The organism is Alkalinema sp. FACHB-956 (assembly GCF_014697025.1).
In the GTDB taxonomy this organism is placed as follows: domain Bacteria; phylum Cyanobacteriota; class Cyanobacteriia; order Leptolyngbyales; family Leptolyngbyaceae; genus Alkalinema.
Map to the genome: position 1 here is coordinate 66,013 of NZ_JACJRC010000023.1, position 17,600 is coordinate 83,612.

General features: G+C 49.4%; 12 protein-coding genes. 5 read left to right on the forward strand and 7 right to left on the reverse strand.

Translation table 11 applies throughout. The features are described 5' to 3' along the window. Nucleotides 1–24: 24 nt before the first annotated feature. From H6G21_RS19810 to H6G21_RS19825, 4 genes are all read right to left on the reverse strand, one after another. Complete coding sequence (locus H6G21_RS19810; RefSeq protein ID WP_190575144.1) at nt 25–333, reverse strand: hypothetical protein; 309 nt, start codon at nt 331–333, stop codon at nt 25–27. A gap of 109 nt (nt 334–442) precedes the next feature. Continuing rightward, nucleotides 443–727, reverse strand: coding sequence for a CTB family bacteriocin (locus H6G21_RS19815; RefSeq protein ID WP_190575145.1), 285 nt, complete (start codon nt 725–727; stop codon nt 443–445). 258 nt (nt 728–985) lie between these two features. Beyond that, nucleotides 986–1,420: a PIN domain-containing protein gene (locus H6G21_RS19820; protein WP_190575146.1), complete on the reverse strand. Its 435-nt coding sequence runs from the start codon at nt 1,418–1,420 to the stop codon at nt 986–988. Beyond that, nucleotides 1,417–1,698: a hypothetical protein gene (locus tag H6G21_RS19825; RefSeq protein WP_190575147.1), complete on the reverse strand. Its 282-nt coding sequence runs from the start codon at nt 1,696–1,698 to the stop codon at nt 1,417–1,419. Before H6G21_RS19825 ends, H6G21_RS19820 begins: the two co-directional genes overlap by 4 nt. Before the next feature lie 147 nt (nt 1,699–1,845). Between H6G21_RS19825 and H6G21_RS19830 the strand changes: the two genes are divergently transcribed. Then, nucleotides 1,846–5,367, forward strand: coding sequence for a tetratricopeptide repeat protein (locus H6G21_RS19830; protein ID WP_190575148.1), 3,522 nt, complete (start codon nt 1,846–1,848; stop codon nt 5,365–5,367). 21 nt (nt 5,368–5,388) lie between these two features. Beyond that, a complete protein-coding gene (locus H6G21_RS19835) occupies nt 5,389–7,629 on the forward strand; it encodes a caspase family protein (RefSeq protein ID WP_190575149.1) in 2,241 nt (746 codons plus the stop codon). A gap of 16 nt (nt 7,630–7,645) precedes the next feature. On the opposite strand, the gene H6G21_RS19840 is transcribed toward H6G21_RS19835, so the two are convergent. Next, nucleotides 7,646–8,443, reverse strand: coding sequence for an Rpn family recombination-promoting nuclease/putative transposase (locus tag H6G21_RS19840; RefSeq protein WP_190575150.1), 798 nt, complete (start codon nt 8,441–8,443; stop codon nt 7,646–7,648). A 146-nt stretch (nt 8,444–8,589) separates the two neighbouring features. Here H6G21_RS19840 and H6G21_RS19845 point away from each other — a divergent pair, with 146 nt between their 5' ends. Further along, nucleotides 8,590–12,255, forward strand: a complete 3,666-nt coding sequence (locus H6G21_RS19845) for a CHAT domain-containing protein (protein ID WP_190575151.1) — start codon at nt 8,590–8,592, stop codon at nt 12,253–12,255. Nucleotides 12,256–12,410: 155 nt separating this feature from the next. Here the strand turns inward: H6G21_RS19845 and H6G21_RS19850 are convergent, their stop codons facing one another. Beyond that, complete coding sequence (locus tag H6G21_RS19850) at nt 12,411–12,596, reverse strand: hypothetical protein (protein ID WP_190574038.1); 186 nt, start codon at nt 12,594–12,596, stop codon at nt 12,411–12,413. Between the two features lie 226 nt (nt 12,597–12,822). On the opposite strand from H6G21_RS19850, the gene H6G21_RS19855 reads away from it, so the two are divergent. Further along, nucleotides 12,823–12,969, forward strand: coding sequence for a hypothetical protein (locus tag H6G21_RS19855; protein WP_190575152.1), 147 nt, complete (start codon nt 12,823–12,825; stop codon nt 12,967–12,969). Nucleotides 12,970–13,250: 281 nt separating this feature from the next. Here H6G21_RS19855 and H6G21_RS19860 read toward each other — a convergent pair whose 3' ends face one another. Beyond that, on the reverse strand, nt 13,251–14,720 hold the full coding sequence (locus H6G21_RS19860) for a S8 family peptidase (RefSeq protein ID WP_190575153.1): 1,470 nt from the start codon (nt 14,718–14,720) through the stop codon (nt 13,251–13,253). A 488-nt stretch (nt 14,721–15,208) separates the two neighbouring features. On the opposite strand from H6G21_RS19860, the gene H6G21_RS19865 reads away from it, so the two are divergent. Further along, a complete protein-coding gene (locus H6G21_RS19865; protein WP_190575154.1) occupies nt 15,209–17,422 on the forward strand; it encodes a caspase family protein in 2,214 nt (737 codons plus the stop codon). Nucleotides 17,423–17,600 lie beyond the last annotated feature (178 nt).

Consider the following 17,600-nt stretch of genomic DNA (forward strand, 5'->3'; position numbering starts at 1 on the left):
AGGGGGCAGGGGAATGGGGATTTCTTAGCCAAAATCGATGACTTCGCTGGCTTGGCTGTTGATTTCTTCCAGTTGCATCGAGAAAGAGGTAATGGAAGTGCCATCCGGTTTGACGATCGTTTGGCCGGAGATACTGAGGCTGCGTTTGGAGAAGCTCGCTTGGGACGCACGGAGGCCACCCCGTCTACGCCATCCTAGGGAACGTCTCTGTCCACAGGCCCCAACAATGTCATCGAGGTCGTCATCGGCCAGTTCTTCGATCTCCAAGGAGGTTTCTAGGGAGTCTGCGAGGGCTAAATCGGTTGGATTGTCATGATTTTGGGAAGGCATCATGGTGAGTAGAGACAGGAGGTTAGAGGAAGGAAAGTCCCAGCAGCCGAAGCCGCTGGTGACTTTGTTGGATGTGGTGAGTTTATGAACTTGAGGATATCGATCGCAGGCGTTAATCCATCATGAAGTCCGTGGACGAGGAGCTAATATCTTCGGTTTTCAGGTCGAAGGTGGAACCTGCACCGTCGGGGCCTGCAAAGGTGGTCCCGCTCATTGCGGTGCGACTCCGGTTAAAGTTAGCATTGGAAAAACGCATAGCGCCTCCTCCCGCTGTGTCGAGTTCATCATCTTCTAGTTCGACAATGCCCGAATCCGAACTTTCTACAATGCTAAATCCTGCACCATTTGCACCGACATATTCGATCGTGCTGATTTCGGTTTGTTGAATGGTTGTCATTGTCTGTCTCCTGATATGTTTTCTTGCATGGGAATTGGATTCCAGTAGGCTTGTTTTTGCCTACACATTCCTCTCATTCTTAGGTTTAAAACCCTATGCAAGAATTTTCAGATTTTTGGGAAATGAGCTGGAGATCAAAGGTTTGAGGCGAACGGCTGGGGACGTGCAGGTACTGTAGGTGAAGGTGCTAGGCTTGGGGAGAGTTTCACGATCGCGCAAGAGTTGCGGTAGACGGTACAGGTTGTAAATTGTGAATCTTTAAGCGGGAACTCTTACCAAATTGGCAATGCTACTACTAATTCGAGTAAAGTGTTTGGGGTTGAGTGTGAGTAGCTGATCTGCATTGATCGATAAAGCTGCTTGAGCGATTAAGGTATCAAAGATACCGCCACCCGGAAGATTAAGTGCAACCATCTGAGCGATCGCAGCCTGATAAATCTCAGGTGTTAATGTTACAGGTTCCAAATAGCTAATCATGTCTGCAATCAATGCAGATGCTTCTTGGGGTGAAACTTTGGGCTGAATTGGGTAGCGGGTGCTAATCGAATATAATTCTGCAAGGCTATGGGTTGAAATAAATCCTTGAACTTGTCTCGATCTAGCCATATTAAGTTCTGGGAAGCAAGCATGATGGCTAGGATGACTTGAGATTAGTGCAGCAAAAACGACTGACGTATCGTACAAAATTTTCACAGTCCCATTTGATCCCGAATACGTTCTTCTCTCAGTTCTTCAATCCAAGCATTAATGTCTATAGATGGATTAGAGTCGGTTTCAAGGATTAGAATTCCATTTTTACGGCGTAGACGACTTGATGGTTCTGTGGCAGGGGCTGCTTCTATAGATTGAGGGGGCCGTTGGAGACTATTTAGTTTTTCAGTGACAGCTTGTTGGAGCAGGTCATCGGGGGAAATGCCTTGGATTGCGGCCCATTGGTTAAGGGCTTCTTGAAGTTCTGTGGAGAGGTTCATAGGGAACTAGATCTTTGTTAGCTGATTAAATTGATATTATAGCCGATCGATTTTGGGGCTAAATCTGAAATTTTGGCAATCTCCATAAGCTCCGATCGCTCAGAATGATATGTTGATGTTGGTTTAATTCCCGTGGAGAATGGTCAAATGTTGCCCTTGCGATCGCATCTTTGGATTTCTCTGGTTTTGGCGGTTATGGCTCCGATCGTTCCAGCCGCGATCGAACCCATGGGTCAGACAGCCCAGGCAACGGAGGTACAGCAATCGCCAAAAAGCCAGAAAACCAAGGCCAATCTACTTGTGCGGCAGGGACTTCAACAAGTTGAGAAGAAACAGTTTGACGCAGCACGGCAACTTTTTGAGCAGGCATTGGGCATCTATCGTCAGTTGCAAGACCGCAAGGGGGAAGTCAAGGCATTACTGAGCTTAGGAAAGGCTTACCAAGGACTATCCCAAAACGATAAGGCGATCGAAGTATTTCAGCAAGCTGCTCAGATCAGTCGTGAGAACAATGATTTAAAACAAGAAAAGCAAGCTTTAGGAGAGTTAGTTCGTCTCTATGAGAAACAAGAGAAAATTACTCAATTGATCGAAGCATTTCAAAAACTTTTGGTGAATGGCCAAACTACAAATGACCTTACAACCCAAACGGGGGCTTGGTTGGGATTAATGGCATTTTACGAACGAGCCAAGCAACCCCAAAAATCGACTGAAGCCTATCAACAAGCGATCGCCTTAGTCAAAAATCATCCCAATCCAACGGAGCAAATCGAAGTCCTCACAAAGATGGCAGATTTGCTCCAATCATCGAAGCATCGCGACAAAGCTATAGAAATCTACCAGCAATTAGTCACAATCTATCAAGTGCAGAAACAATCTAAGAAGGTTGGTATGACATTAATGGAGATGGGAAAACTACAACTTGAGTTAAATCGCTACGACCAAGCCAAAGATCTGCATCAGCAAGCATTAACAATCTTTGAAGCCAATGATGATCCCTCGGGGCAATATTTAGCATTTGTGAATTTGGGAATCGTTTATAAAGAACTGAAGCAGTACGACCAAGCGATCGCCTTCTATCAACGGGCACTCATGATCTCACCTGATACGGTTGCTGCGTCCGTTGCTGAAGCAACAGCACTCGATCAATTAGGTGATATCTATAAAATTTTGGCGCAGTATCCCAAAGCTTTAGAAAACTATCAGCAAGCGCTCAAGCTCGCTCAAATTGAAAAGAAGAAAGGTATTGTAGCCAACGTTCTCAAAAAGATTGGCGATATCTACCAGGAACAGACAGAATATACTAAAGCCCTCGAAGCCTATCAACAAGCTTTAGTCCTGTATAAAAAACTTAATTACAAATCACGGAGGGCTGCACTACTGATGCAAATGGGGCAGGTGTATGTTGCCTTAGGTCGCTATGCCGAAGCGATTCCCCAATATCAAGAAGCACTAATCCTCGCACAAGAGGCGAAAGATAAAGGAGGAATTTTTGCAGCTCGCGGTTATCTAGCCATAGCCTACCGGAAACTTGGAAAGAAAGCACCTCTATCAGAAATTTTTCAAGAACTATCTACAATAGCCAATAAGAGTAATATTTCAAAAAACGTTGAGCAGTTAGAGTGGTATCAGACGCTCTTAGCAACTGCTGGCAGATTGGCATCCCCAGAAATTGAGAAACAGCATACTAGCAAGATTGCTGAAAGAATCGAGGAAACATTGAATGACCTCGCTGAGGCTAGAAAAACAGGTGAGCGGAAAGATGAAGCACGTGAACTGACAAAATTAGGTCAGCTACATTACACTCAGGGCAAGTATCCTGAAGCGCTGGAATTCTATCAACAGGCACTTAAAATTTATCGATCGATCGGCAATAAAGCCGAACAGGGGAATGTGCTGAACTACATGGGGGTTACAGTGGCCCGTGCTGCCCAGCCTGCCCAAGCCTTAGAACTCTTTCAGCAAGCATTGGCCATTCACCAGCAAACCGGCGATCGTCCCGGTGAATCCCTCACCCTCAGTAATATTGGCTATTTGCTCAATCTTCAAAATCAACCCGAACTCGCGATCGTCTTCTATAAGCAATCGGTCAATGTTCAAGAAACCATTCGTGCAGGCATTCAAAAACTGCCCCAAGATGTACAAGAATCCTATACCCAATCCGTTGCCGATACCTATCGGGCCTTAGCTGACTTACTGATTACCCAAGGTCGCATTGGCGAAGCACAACAGGTTTTAGAACGCTTAAAAATCCAAGAAATTAACGAATTTACCCGCAGTACCCGCAGCCCCCAAACCATCCGTGATATTGAACTCACCACCCACGAAACCGAGATCAAAAATAAACACACAACGTTGATCGCCTTTGGCAATCAATTCTATGAATGCGATCGGCCCCAACAACGCTGTACCCAATACAACGAACTTAAAACCCAATACCAATCCCTCTCCAAAGAATTCCTAGCCTTCGTCGATACCCTCAAACAACAACTCCAAGAAGAGCAACAAAACAGCCTCAAAACTGCCACCGATGACTTTCAGAAAAGTGCCCAACGCATCGTCCAGGCCCATCCCAACTCCATTCTCATCTATCCCCTCGTCCTCCAAGACAAAACCCGCATCCTCTGGTCTAGCAAAGGCGGGGTCTTCAGCAAAAACGCCACCTGCAACCTCGGTGAAGTCGCCCTCAGCCAAAAAGTCACCGCATTTAATACCCTCCTCAGCCAAAGAGGCGACGAAAGCCAACTCAAAGCCATCGGCAAAGAACTCTACAACTGCCTGATCAAACCCCTCGAACCCGAACTCACCACCAACGGAATCCAGCATCTCATCTTAGTTCCCGATCGCGTCACCAGCTACATCCCGATCGGCGCACTCCACGACGGTCAGCAATACCTCATCCAACGCTTCGCCACCTCCAGCATCCTCGCCGCCAGCAAAACCGACACCCGCGACACCCTCCCCAAAGCATCTCCTACCCTCGGCTTCGGCCTCTCAGAGGCCCACACCCCCTTCTCCGCCCTCCCCAACGTCCCCAAAGAACTGCATAACATCATCAAAACCAGTCCCCAAGATCAAACCGGCCTCTTCCCTGGCCAAATCTTTTTAAATCAAGCCTTCGATCGTAACGCCCTAGAAGATAACCTCAGCGGCTACAAAATTATCCACATCGCCACCCACGCCGAATTCAAACCCAGTCAGCCCAAATCCTCCTACTTCCTCCTAGGCAACGGTACCCCCTACGCCATTCCCGACATCGCCACCCTCCGCCACCTGGAAGACATTCACCTCGTTGTCCTCTCCGCCTGCGAAACGGGCAAAGGCGGCGGTGCAGAAATCGCTGGATTGAGTTCCTACTTCATTGGCGATGACAGCAAAGCCAAAGCAGTTTTGGCATCCCTGTGGAAAGTCTCCGATAGCAGCACTGCCCTTTTAATGCAACAGTTCTACGCCCATTTAGCCAACGGTAAAAGTAAAGTTGCTGCAATGCAAGCCGTACAGCAAGATTTCATTGGTGGTAAACTGAATCCCACCGTAGCTGCCAACCTACCCCGAGGAGACTTTGAAGCGATTATTCCAGACACCGTCCGATCGCTCTTCTCCCAACCCAGCAGCTATACCCACCCCTACTACTGGGCACCCTTCATCCTCATCGGCAATGGCTTATAAAACTTCCTCCCGAATTCTCCTATGCTAACTCGTCGTCATTTCCTGCAATTCACGAGCTCTGCCCTCAGCACGATCGCCCTGAGCCAGCTAGACTCCTTTACCCAAGCTGCCAACCTCCTCGCCCAACCCAGCCCCCGCAAATATGCCCTCCTTGTTGGCATTGATAGCTACGATATCGATCCCCTCAAGGGTTGCAACACCGACGTTGATCTGCAGCGGGAACTGTTAATTCATCGCTATGGGTTTACTCCCAACGACATTGTCGAACTCCGCGATCGCAACGCCACCTACAACAACATCATCACTGCATTCCAACAGCATTTAATTCATCAAGCCCAACCCGGCGATCTGGTCGTTTTCCATTTTTCTGGGCATGGTTCCCGTGTGCGCGATCGCCAAGCCATTCCTGAACTGATTCGGAATGGCATTGGCCTAAATGGCACGATCGTTCCCGTCGATTGGCAAACCAACAATCCGCAGCAAGTTCGGCAAATCATGGGGAAGACGCTGTTTTTGCTCAGCAGCCAACTGAAAACGAATAACGTTGTGATGATTTTGGATAGCTGTCACTCGGAAGGGGGACTGCGGGGGAACTCACGGGTGCGATCGCTGGATTCCCGTATGAGTAGTGGCGATCAATTGCCTCACGTCATTGGCGCTGAAGCGGAATTACAAAGCCGACTCCAAACCGCGATCGGCTGGGGCGATGCAGAACTCCAGAATCGTCGTAAACAAGGAATCGCTAAAGGCGTTGCCATGGGAGCCGCCAGCTTTGACAAACTGGCAGATGTGGTCAATCCAGAAGCCCTCGAACTGTCCCAGAATGACTTTACTGCTGGGGCATTTACCTATTTATTCACTCGTTATCTCTGGCAATCTACAGGAGCGCGATCGCTGGATTCTGTGTTTTCCCAACTGGTTCTCAGTAGCATTCTCAGTTCCAATAATCCTGACCAGGCCCCCGTTTACAAAGTCGCTCCCAACAGCGGCAATGGCCGGAAACCCATTTTCTTTACACCCAGTGCTTTGCCCGCTGCCGAGGGGGTAATTCATCTGCCGCCCAAGGGCGATCAAGTGCAATTCTGGTTGGGCGGGGCTGCTCCTGATTGTCTCCAGGCATACGAGACAGCGGTTTTCAACATCCTCGATCGCCGAGGTAATATCCTAGGTGAAATTCAACAAACCCATCGATCGGGCTTAGTCGGCTATGGAAAACTGATCCCCAGTTCGACCCTTCAGGCTCCAACACAGTTGCAGGTGGGAATGCTGCTGCGGGAAAAAGTGCGGGGCATTCCCGATCATTTGACTCTCAAAATTGGGCTTGATGCTTCCCTGGGTGAGGCTTTGCCAATTATCCAACAGGGCTTGTTGGAGATGGCGAAGGTTGCAGTGGTCCCGATCGCAGAACAGCAAGAACTCCATTACATCGTCGGGCGCGTGGAAAACTTGGACAGTCCCACTCCGCGCAGCATAGCTCAACGATCGCAAAAGGGGCAATGGTGTCTACTCACGCCAGCCTTGGAGCCGTTACCCGGTGCACTGGGCGACCCCAATGACACCGTTGAAACCATGCTCGATCAATTGCGTCGCCGCCTGAAAACGCTGCAAGCTAAACAGTTGCTTAAAACGATGATGGGCGATGCCTCGACGATGAAGATTAGTGTTGATTTAGTACCTGCGGAAATCGTCGATCCCAAGGAAATGACGACTCGTCCGATCGGCCCAGCCCAAACGGTGATGAGCCAAAGCGCGATCGCGACGAATCCAGCGGCGGTGGTTGTGTCTCCGAAGTTCAATCGGGGCACGATCGTCCAAGTCAGATTGCGCAATCAGGAAGCGGTACCGCTGTACATGGCTATGATGGTGATTTTCCGCGATGGCAGTCTGTCGGTAGCCTATCCCTATGCGATCGATGCTCCGATCGATGAAGCTTTGGTCGCGCCAACGAGTGAAAAATTATTGAAATATGCGTTTGAGCTGAAATTTGCAACTGTATTTGAGTTATTGGTGATTGCTAGTCGTCGGCCTTTGAATAAATTATTGAAAGCCGTGAAAGAGATTGCTGATCAACGGGGTGAAGCGCATCGAGGTAAACCGATCGGATTAAAAGATGATCGGTCGATCGAGGTTGCTACGGATATGTTGATGGAAATCGATGAGATTAGTCAACGGGCGGGGGCACGTCCGGCGTTGCCTGAGCGCAGGATTGTGGATATGAACCAGTTAGGAGTGCTATCCACGATCGTCCAGGTCAAGGGATGATTCTGGGTGAGCTGAACTAGAGGGTCAGCGATCGTTGAAGTTGCTGAAGGGTTTCTAGGGAAAGTCCTGTGGTGCGGGCAATGACTTCTAGGGCCATGCCCTCACGCAATAAATTTTTGGCAATCTCTTGTAAAGTTTCTTGACGACCTTCTTGACGACCTTCTTGACGACCTTCTTGATGGCCTTCTTGCTTGATGGCTTGATAGGTTACAGATTCTTGCATAACATCTCTCCGAATGATTTGTTGGATAATGCTCTGTTCTAATACTAAACCAGCAAGAACGAAGGCTGAGGCGGCCAGTTCGGCTTGACGTTGGGGATCGGGGACACGATCGATCGCTTGGGCGGCTTGTTGCAAAACCTGGGCGGGATCAGGGGTTTGGGCTAGGGCTGCGAAGGGGAGGAGGCCGGGGGATTGGAGGAAAAGGCTGGGAGGTTGTTCCCAGAGGCGAATGACATCAAATTCGTGGCGTGTTCGTTCTAGGTTGAAGGTGTTGATTAAGACTTGCTCAGAGGTTGTCCGTCTGAGGTAAATGACGACTTGGTGCATGGGTTTGCTGGGGAAGCGGCGATGCACTCGGATGCGATAGTCGAGCAGCCGAAAGGGGATATCAGGGTCGGGTTGGGTTTGGAATTCGGCGTGGAGGACGATGTTATCGGCTTGCCGGAGGATGAGGGCATCGGCACGGATGGGTTCGAGGGAGAGTTCTGTGGGACTCAGTTCGGTGAGTTCGATCGATTGGCCGAGGAGCCAGTTGGCGAAGTCTAGGGAGAATTGTTCGGCGAGTCGCCGACAGGTGGTATCGAAGCTCATAGGGTATCAAAGCTCATAGTTGAATTGTACTACTAATCCCTAAGCTTTGAGAAGTATCAATTTTTGTATGGGGAAGAATTTTCATAGGGTCTGGGATTGCAGAATGAGATGAGGAAAGCAGTGTATGACGGTTTGGAGGGTGGGTTATGGGCTTGAGGGTGTTGCGGTTGGTGTTGCCGTTGGTGCTGGTTTCGGGGGGATTGGTGCTGGAAGGGGTGGGGATGCCTGGGGCTGTTGCGCAAGTGCAAACCGTGGATGAACGGAAGGCTGAGGCCAATGCTCTTCGAGCCAGCGAAGCTGAACGATTATTACAACAGGGAATTCAACAATATCAAAGCAATCAGTATGAGGAAGCGATCGTTTCCTGGAATGCTGCCTTGAAAATTTATCGGGAGATTGGCGATCGGCAAGGTGAGGCAAATGCAATCAATAATCGAGGAATTGCCTACCGTTCTCTTTCTCGCTATGAAGAAGCAATCACTGCATACAACGAAGCGTTACCAATTTTCCGCCAAGTCAAAGACCGCAATGGTGAGGCAAAGGCACTCCATAATTTAGGACTTGCCTATGATTCTCTTTCTCGCTATGAAGAAGCAATCACCGCATACAACAAAGCCTTACCGATTCTCCGCCAACTCAAAGACCGTACTGGTGAGGCAAAGGCACTCAATAATCTAGGAAATGCCAATCGTTCTCTTTCTCGCTATGAAGAAGCAATCACTGCATACAACGAAGCGTTACCCATTTTCCAACAAGTCAAAGACCGTAATGGTGAGGCAAAAGCACTCATGAATCGAGGAAGTGCCTACTATGCTCTTTCTCGCTACGAAGAAGCAATCACTGAATACAACAAAGCGTTAGCAATTTTTCAACAAGTCACAAACCTTAACAGTGAGGCAAATGCACTCATGAATCGAGGAAGTGCCTACTATGCTCTTTCTCGCTATGAAGAAGCCATCACCGCATACAACAAAGCGTTAGCAATTTTCCAACAAGTCAAAGACCGTAATGGTGAGGCAATTGCACTCATGAATCAAGGAAGTGCCTACGCTGCTCTTTCTCGCTATGAAAAAGCCATCACCGCATACAACGAAGCGTTACCCATTCTCCGCCAAGTCAAAGACCGCAATGGTGAAGCAAAGGCACTCATGAATCGAGGAGTTGCCTACCGTTCTCTTTCTCGCTATGAAGAAGCCATCACCGCATACAACGAAGCGTTACCGATTTTCCGCCAAGTCAAAGACCACAACAGTGAGGCATTAGCACTCATGAATCGAGGAAATGCCTACGCTGCTCTTTCTCGCTATGAAGAAGCCATCACCGCATACAACGAAGCGTTACCCATTCTCCGCCAAGTCAAAGACCGCAACAGTGAGGCATTAGCACTCATGAATCGAGGACTTGCCTACTATTCTCTTTCTCGCTATGAAGAAGCCATCACCGCATACAACGAAGCGTTACCCATTCTCCGCCAAGTCAAAGACCACAACAGTGAGGCATTAGCACTCATGAATCGAGGAATTGCCTACTATTCTCTTTCTCGCTATGAAGAAGCCATCACAGCATACAACGAAGCGTTACCCATTCTCCGCCAAGTCAAAGACCGCAATGGTGAGGCAAAGGCACTCATGAATCGAGGAAATGCCTACGCTTCTCTTTCTCGCTACGAAGAAGCCATCACTGCATACAACGAAGCGTTACCAATTTTCCGCCAAGTCAAAGACCGCAATGGTGAGGCAAAGGCACTCAATAATCTAGGAAATGCCTACGCTTCTCTTTCTCGCTATGAAGAAGCCATCACAGCATACAACGAAGCGTTACCCATTCTCCGCCAAGTCAAAGACCACAACAGTGAGGCATTAGCACTCATGAATCGAGGAGTTGCCTACTACTCTCTTTCTCGCTACGAAGAAGCCATCACAGCATACAACGAAGCGTTACCCATTCTCCGCCAAGTCAAAGACCGCAACAGTGAGGCAGGGGCACTCATGAATCGAGGACTTGCCTACGATGCTCTTTCTCGCTATGAAGAAGCCATCACAGCATACAACGAAGCGTTACCAATTTTCCGCCAAGTCAAAGACCGCAACAGTGAGGCAGGGGCACTCATGAATCGAGGACTTGCCTACGATGCTCTTTCTCGCTACGAAGAAGCCATCACAGCATACAACGAAGCGTTACCCATTCTCCGCCAAGTCAAAGACCGCAATGGTGAGGCAAAGGCACTCATGAATCGAGGAATTGCCTACGCTTCTCTTTCTCGCTATGAAGAAGCCATCACTGCATACAACGAAGTGTTACCGATTTTCCGCCAAGTCAAAGACCTCAATGGTGAGGCAAATACACTCAATAATCTAGGCGTGACCCAATTTAAAACTCGTCAGTTCTCTCAAGCAGAACAGTCCCTTCGCCGATCGATTCACATCTATGAAACCATTCGGTTAGATGGGTTATCTGAAAATAACAAAATTTCTTTATTTGAGAACCAAGCCCGCAGCTACCGAACTCTCCAGAAGATTTTGATTGCCCAGAACCAGCCAGAAGCGGCACTCGTTATCTCAGAATGGGGACGAACCAAAGCCCTAATCGAACGCTTACGATCGCAAAACAACAATGCTGTCATCCAAGCACCCGATCTGACTCAACTCCAGCAAATTGCTCAAGCTCAAAATGCAACGTTAGTGGAATATTCCATCATTTACGACAAATTTAAAATCAATGGCAAAGATCAAAACCAAGAATCTGCCATCTACATTTGGGTAATCCAACCCAATGGCACGATCGCCTTCCGCCAAGTCGATCTCAAACCCCTCTGGCAAACTCAAAACACCAAACTTGCCGATCTTGTCACCACCAGCCGCGATGCGATCGGGGTTCGTAGCCGTGGTGAAGACTTCGTTGCCCTACTGCCCTCAACGCTCAATCCCGATCGCCAAAAACAAAACCTCCAACAACTGCACCAACTCCTGATCGAACCGATCGCCGACCTCCTCCCTAAAAACCCCAATGACCAAATCATCTTCATCCCCCAAGAAGAACTTTTCCTCGTCCCCTTCCCCGCCCTCCAAGACCGCAACGGCCAATACCTCATCGAACACCACACCCTCCGCACCGCCCCCTCCATCCAAGTCCTCGACCTCACCCGCCAACAAAAACAAAAACAAACCGCCCACCCCACCCCCAACCGCAGCCTCATCATCGGCAATCCCATCATGCCCACCGTCCGAACGATCTCCGGAGAACGTCCCACCCAACTCCCCAACCTCCCCGGAGCCAAACGCGAAGCCGAAGCGATCGCCCAACTCCTCAACACCCAAGCCCAAACCGGCTCCCAAGCCCGCAAATCCACCCTCCTCCCCCAACTCCCCCAAGCCCGCCACATCCACTTTGCCACCCACGGCCTCCTCGATGACTTCAAAGGCATCGGCCTCCCCGGCGCGATCGCCCTCGCCCCCGACAACAACGGCACCCCCAACGATGGCCTCCTCACCACCGCCGAAATCTTCGACCTCAAACTCAGCGCCGACCTCGTCGTCCTCAGCGCCTGCAACACCGGCCAAGGCACCATCACCGGCGACGGCGTCATTGGCCTATCCCGCGCCTTCATTACCGCCGGAGTCCCCAGCGTCGTCGTTTCCCTCTGGTCCGTCCCCGACTCCCCCACCGCCAACCTCATGACCCACTTCTACCAAACCCTCCAAACCAACCCCAACAAAGCCCAAGCCCTCCGCCAAGCCATGCTCAAAACCATGAAGACACATTCCAACCCAAAAGACTGGGCCGCCTTCACCCTCATCGGTGAAGCCGAGTGAACCCAAATTGATGGATCAATGCTACAGATCCGATCCCCCCTAGCCGCTGTACTACGCGCGGCTAACCCTAGAAAAAAAGGAGAATTTGACCCAATTTCTTTAAAGTCCCCCTTAAAAAGGGGGATTTAGGGGAATCGAGCTTTATAGATCGAAGATTAGCCTTCTAACATAATCTCCCGAGCTGCGACGCGCACGACGGTGGGTTCGCCCCGTTTACGGACGGTTTGACTCCATTCGTGGGCGCTAATGAAGTTGATAACGTGCAAAATGCCGATCGCGGCTTCGACAGCATCGGCTTCACCGCTCAGTTGTAGCTTGATTTTCTTGGTATAGCGGGTCATAGGTTTTCCTCCAAAATGTGAAGTTAATGGACGAGGAAAACCCAAAAAAGCTAGCCGCCCCGTTTTCTGACATGGCGAAACAGGGCGGCTTGGGGTGCTAAAATGCAATCCAGGCAACCATGCTGGGGTTATCAGCTTGGGGGCTTAGCGATCGTTCTGAGGGCCTAATCTCATTGCGATCGCGCTAGTTTTTTGGGCGTATCAGCAGCAAGGATGAAAGGTTCTCGTGCTGCTTAACTATAGCAATGTAGCGGCGATCGTTCTTCCCGTCAACCGTACACAGGTATTAACTTTTGTAGCGCGATCGTCTGAGATTTCAAAGTGTCAAGCACAGACGATCGCGCCCCTAATTGCCCTAATGCTCCAACGCTAAAATAGCGAGCATTTATCCCCAATTTACCTCAAGCTCCCAAGCCGAATCAGGACTTTTCCAAATCTCAAAATCATTGGTAAACACTGGTCGATCGCCCATTGCCAACGCATTCTAATACCAAATCAACCTGTGATTGCAACCCATGACGATCCCCCTAAATCCCCCTTAAAAAGGGGGACTTTGAAAGAATTTGACTAAATTCCCCCCTTTTTAAGGGGGGCTAGGGGGGATCGAATCTGTAGCATTGATAAATCAATTTGGTATAACCCTGCACCGCAACCTCATGTGAGCTGCCCATTTCCCCGATCGGCGGTATCAATGATAATCTGCCGTACCTGTGCTGGAGTCAAATTTGGATTAGCGCTCAGCATCAATGCCGCCACCCCCGACACATGGGGAGCCGCCATGGAAGTTCCATTAAATGCAGCGTACCGTCCACCTGGAACCGTGGAATACACATTTACACCCGGTGCAACCACATAGGCCATACTCGGATCAGTCCCAGCCAAGTTGGAAAAATCTCCCAGATTCAAATTCTGATCGATCGCGCCGACGGCAATGCCTACCTGAGTCGCGATCGCTGCGGGATAGCCCGGTTGGGAAGCCGCATCATTCCCCGCAGACATAATCACGATCGAACCTAACTGCGTTGCATACTGAATTGCATCAATGATTGCTTGAGAGTACGATCCGCCCAAACTGAGATTAATGACATTGGCTCGGTTATTGGCTGCATAACGAATGCCTAGAGCCACTACATCAGATGCCCCTTGCCCATTCTGATCCAAAACTCTAATCGGCATGATTCTTGCATTGTACGCGACCCCCGTTACACCAAATCCATTATTCGCCGCTGCGATCGTTCCTGCAACATGGGTGCCATGATTATCCTCATCCATCGGACTGTTGTCCCCATTCACAAAATCCCAACCCATTACATCATCGATATAGCCATTACGATCGTCATCAATTCCATTACCAAATATTTCACTGGAGTTATACCAAATGTTGTTCTCTAGATCGGGATGGGTATAATCAACTCCGGTATCAATGACCGCAACCACCACATTCTGTCCCGTATAACCACGAGCCCAAGCCTCCGGTGCATTCACTAAATCTTCCCCCCAAGCCACTCCACCTAAGTTAGACACCTCTGGGAAGGGAGACTGGCCGATCGAACTAGCAACCGCAGCCCCAGCATCCACCACACCATACCCAGCAACAGGACTGAAGGGAAGACGACTCGATGGAGGATTCGGACGATCGTTAATTTCGGCAGTGATGCTGTAGCGTCCTGTGGCATAGGTGGCATAACTCGTCACCCGAACAATTAGAATTGTCCCGGCTTCAAAATTCAAAACAATCTCAGAATCCGTTCCTGGCCCTGAATCGTCATCCCAAGCAATCAACTGCCCCGTCTGAAAATCAATAATTTGTAAGTAAGTATCAAAACTATTGGAAGCCAGATCAAACCTTATCTGACCCGCTTGTTTACTCGTGAAGTAATAGTCATCCATATAGGCATTCCGCCGCAGGGGATTGACCGCATCCCAATAGCTCAAGGCTCCATATACCACATCAGTCGTCTTGTCTGCACTGACAGAAGTATTAGAGCTGATGGCAGGAGTTATCGTGCTGTCTAAAACACGATGATTTAACAATGCAGAGGAAGATTGGGAAGAGACTGTATTGCGATCGAATAATGAAGAGGATGAGTTCAATAAATTTGAATATCTTGATGTTTCAGTCATAGCCAATTCACGATTGAATGGATTGGAGGATGGGGTTGAAATCCACATAATTCAGTTCTCAGATGCACGAATGAAGTAGTTCAATTTTCTATTGTTATCACTAGTGGCAGGTTCTGTAATATTTCTTGCAATCCATAGGAAGATGAGTCATGGGTAACAGATAGAAAATCACCCTATAAAAATTACTCTATTAATAGTTATAGATCCGAATCGCCCCTAATATCCCTCGCCTTTTTGAGGGATTACTCTTTTTGAGGGATTACTTTGAGGGATTCCCTGGTTTAGAGACAACAGGCACACAAAGAGAACACGATAGTTTTTCCATAACCTCTTCCCCCTTCAGAATGAGAGGTTAATCAGAGACCCTGAACGCGCTTCAGTTGAGCTTGCTTGACTGAAGAATTCTTAAAACACATCTACACACCATCAATTCATGCTAATTCTGGTAAAAATCCGATTAATGTCCTAATTTTCCTAGATCTAGAGCCATGAACAAACTCCGCCGCCGTCATTTCCTGCAATTTTCTGGGGCGACTCTGGCCAGCATTGGTCTGAGTCAATGGGACTTCTTGGCCCAAGCCCAACGCCATAATCAAGTTCTGGCCCAAGCCACCGGGCGCAAATATGCACTCCTGATTGGGATTAATCAGTATGCCGATCCCAAGATCAATAACTTACAGGGCTGTTTGAGTGATGTGGCAATGCAGTACAACTTACTGCGCTATCGCTATGGTTTTGCACCGGAAAATATCCGGATACTGACCGATGAAACGCCGGAAAAGCCAACCCGCGCCAATATTCTGCGTGCGTTTGAAGAACATTTAATTGCCCAGGTTAAACCGGGAGATATTGCCATCTTCCATTACTCCGGCCACGGGGGGTTGATGCGCGATCCCCACCCGATCGATCCTAAAAATCCCATCAATGGAACATTAATCCCCATGGATTGTTCGCTAGACAATCGCAATGACATCATGGGGCGGACGATCTTCCTGCTGAGTAAGCAGATCCAAACCGATGCCTTTACGATGGTGCTCGACAGTTGCCATTCCGGAGGCGGAACCCGAGGCAACAGCACAGTACGCGCCCTGCGGGTGAGCCGATCGGATGAACCGATCGCCAACCCTAGCCGTGAGGAATTAGCCTACCAAAAGGGGCAACGCGAAAAGCTGGGACTTTCGGAAGCTGAGCTGACTAAGTTGCGTCGTGCAGGCATTGCGAAAGGGGTCGCGATCGGCTCTGCCAAAAAAGAACAACTGGCCGTCGATGCAAAATTTGCAGGATTCCATGCGGGGGCATTAACCTATTTGCTCACCCGTTATCTCTGGCAAAATCCCACAGCGGAACCGTTGCAGGATACCTTTGGGCGGTTGGCGTTGATTACCCGCGAGGTAGCTGCGGACTCTAACAATCCCCAGGAACCGATTAAGGAAGTTGCGCCAGGAAAGCGGTTTGATGCCCAACCTGTTTATCAAATCAAGGCCGATCGTCCCAATGCGGAAGGGGTTGTCACCAAAGTAACGGAAAAAGTAACGGAAAATCAGCCAATCGAATTTTGGTTAGGGGGCGTTTCTTCCAATAGCCTCGAAGCTTACCAACCCGGTAGCCTATTTAGTGTGCTGGATAACCAAGGTAAAGTGGTTGGAGAAATTGAACAAACGGGGTTAGCGGGCTTAGTGGGCTACGGTGTGCTGAAACAGGGCGATCGACCTCAGGTTGGTAGCCTTCTGCGGGAAAAACTGCGTCAGATCCCGAGCGATCGTCCGCTTCAGGTTGCCCTTAGCCCCGAGATCATTGCCAATCGTGCGGAACTGCAAGCGGAACTGGCCAAAGTCTCCAATCTCCAAATTGTGGAGGTGGAGAAGCTCAGCAGTGGTGGGGTGATTATTGGGCCACTGACGGCAGACATTCGCCAGGAAGCCTCTACAAGGGGCATGACTATCAGTCAGCCACCGGGGAGTATTGGCTTGCTGACGGCGACGGAAGGGGCGATCGCGGGGAGTTTCGGCAAGTTGGATGAATCGCCCCAGAGCATTGTCAATCGGCTGCGTCCCCAACTGAAGTCATTACTGGCCCGTCAGTTTCTGCAATCTGTCCTGAATGGCAATACCTCGCAGCTCAAGGTGGATGTGGCGCTGAAAAAGGAGACAGGTGAGGATATTCAAGTTCTAGCTAAGGCAAATTCCCGATCGCTGCATACCCGTCAACCTGCAAAACCATTAAAAGCGGGATCGGAATTTACAATTCACGTCACCAATCAAGAGTCAGTCCCGATCTACATGGCAGCGATCTCCATTGGGGATACGGGGGAACTGGTGATTCTCCATCCCATTGACTGGACTTCACCGGAGTCAGCCGCTTTAGTGGAGAAGGGCAAGACAGCCAAAGCAGAGATCGAGATTGAAGAGTCCCCTGGTTTCTTTGAAATTGTAGTGGTGACGAGTGCGCGCCCCCTACGCGATATGTTGCGCGGCTTACAGCAAATTGCAGCAGCTCGGGGAATTTCTGGGCGTAGTGTTCTGCCCTTCGATCAGGGTAGTCGTTCTGCGGGTGAGTCTGATGATACGGTCGTTGAATCTGCTCGCAATCTGACCCGTGATTTGACCCGTGGCTTCCGTCCCAAGACGGGTGCAGCGGAGCGGCGGGGACTGGATCCTCAACAATCGGGCGTTTTTTCAACCGTTCTCCAAGTTGTTCGATAATTTGAAGCCTTGTGTTGATTGATGCGTGTAATTAGTTCAATTCACTGAGATCAAATTGATTTATCAATGCTACAGATCCGATCCCCCCTAGCCCCCCTTAAAAAGGGGGGAATTTAGTCAAATTCTTTCAAAGTCCCCCTTTTTAAGGGGGATTTAGGGGGATCGTCATGGGTTGCAA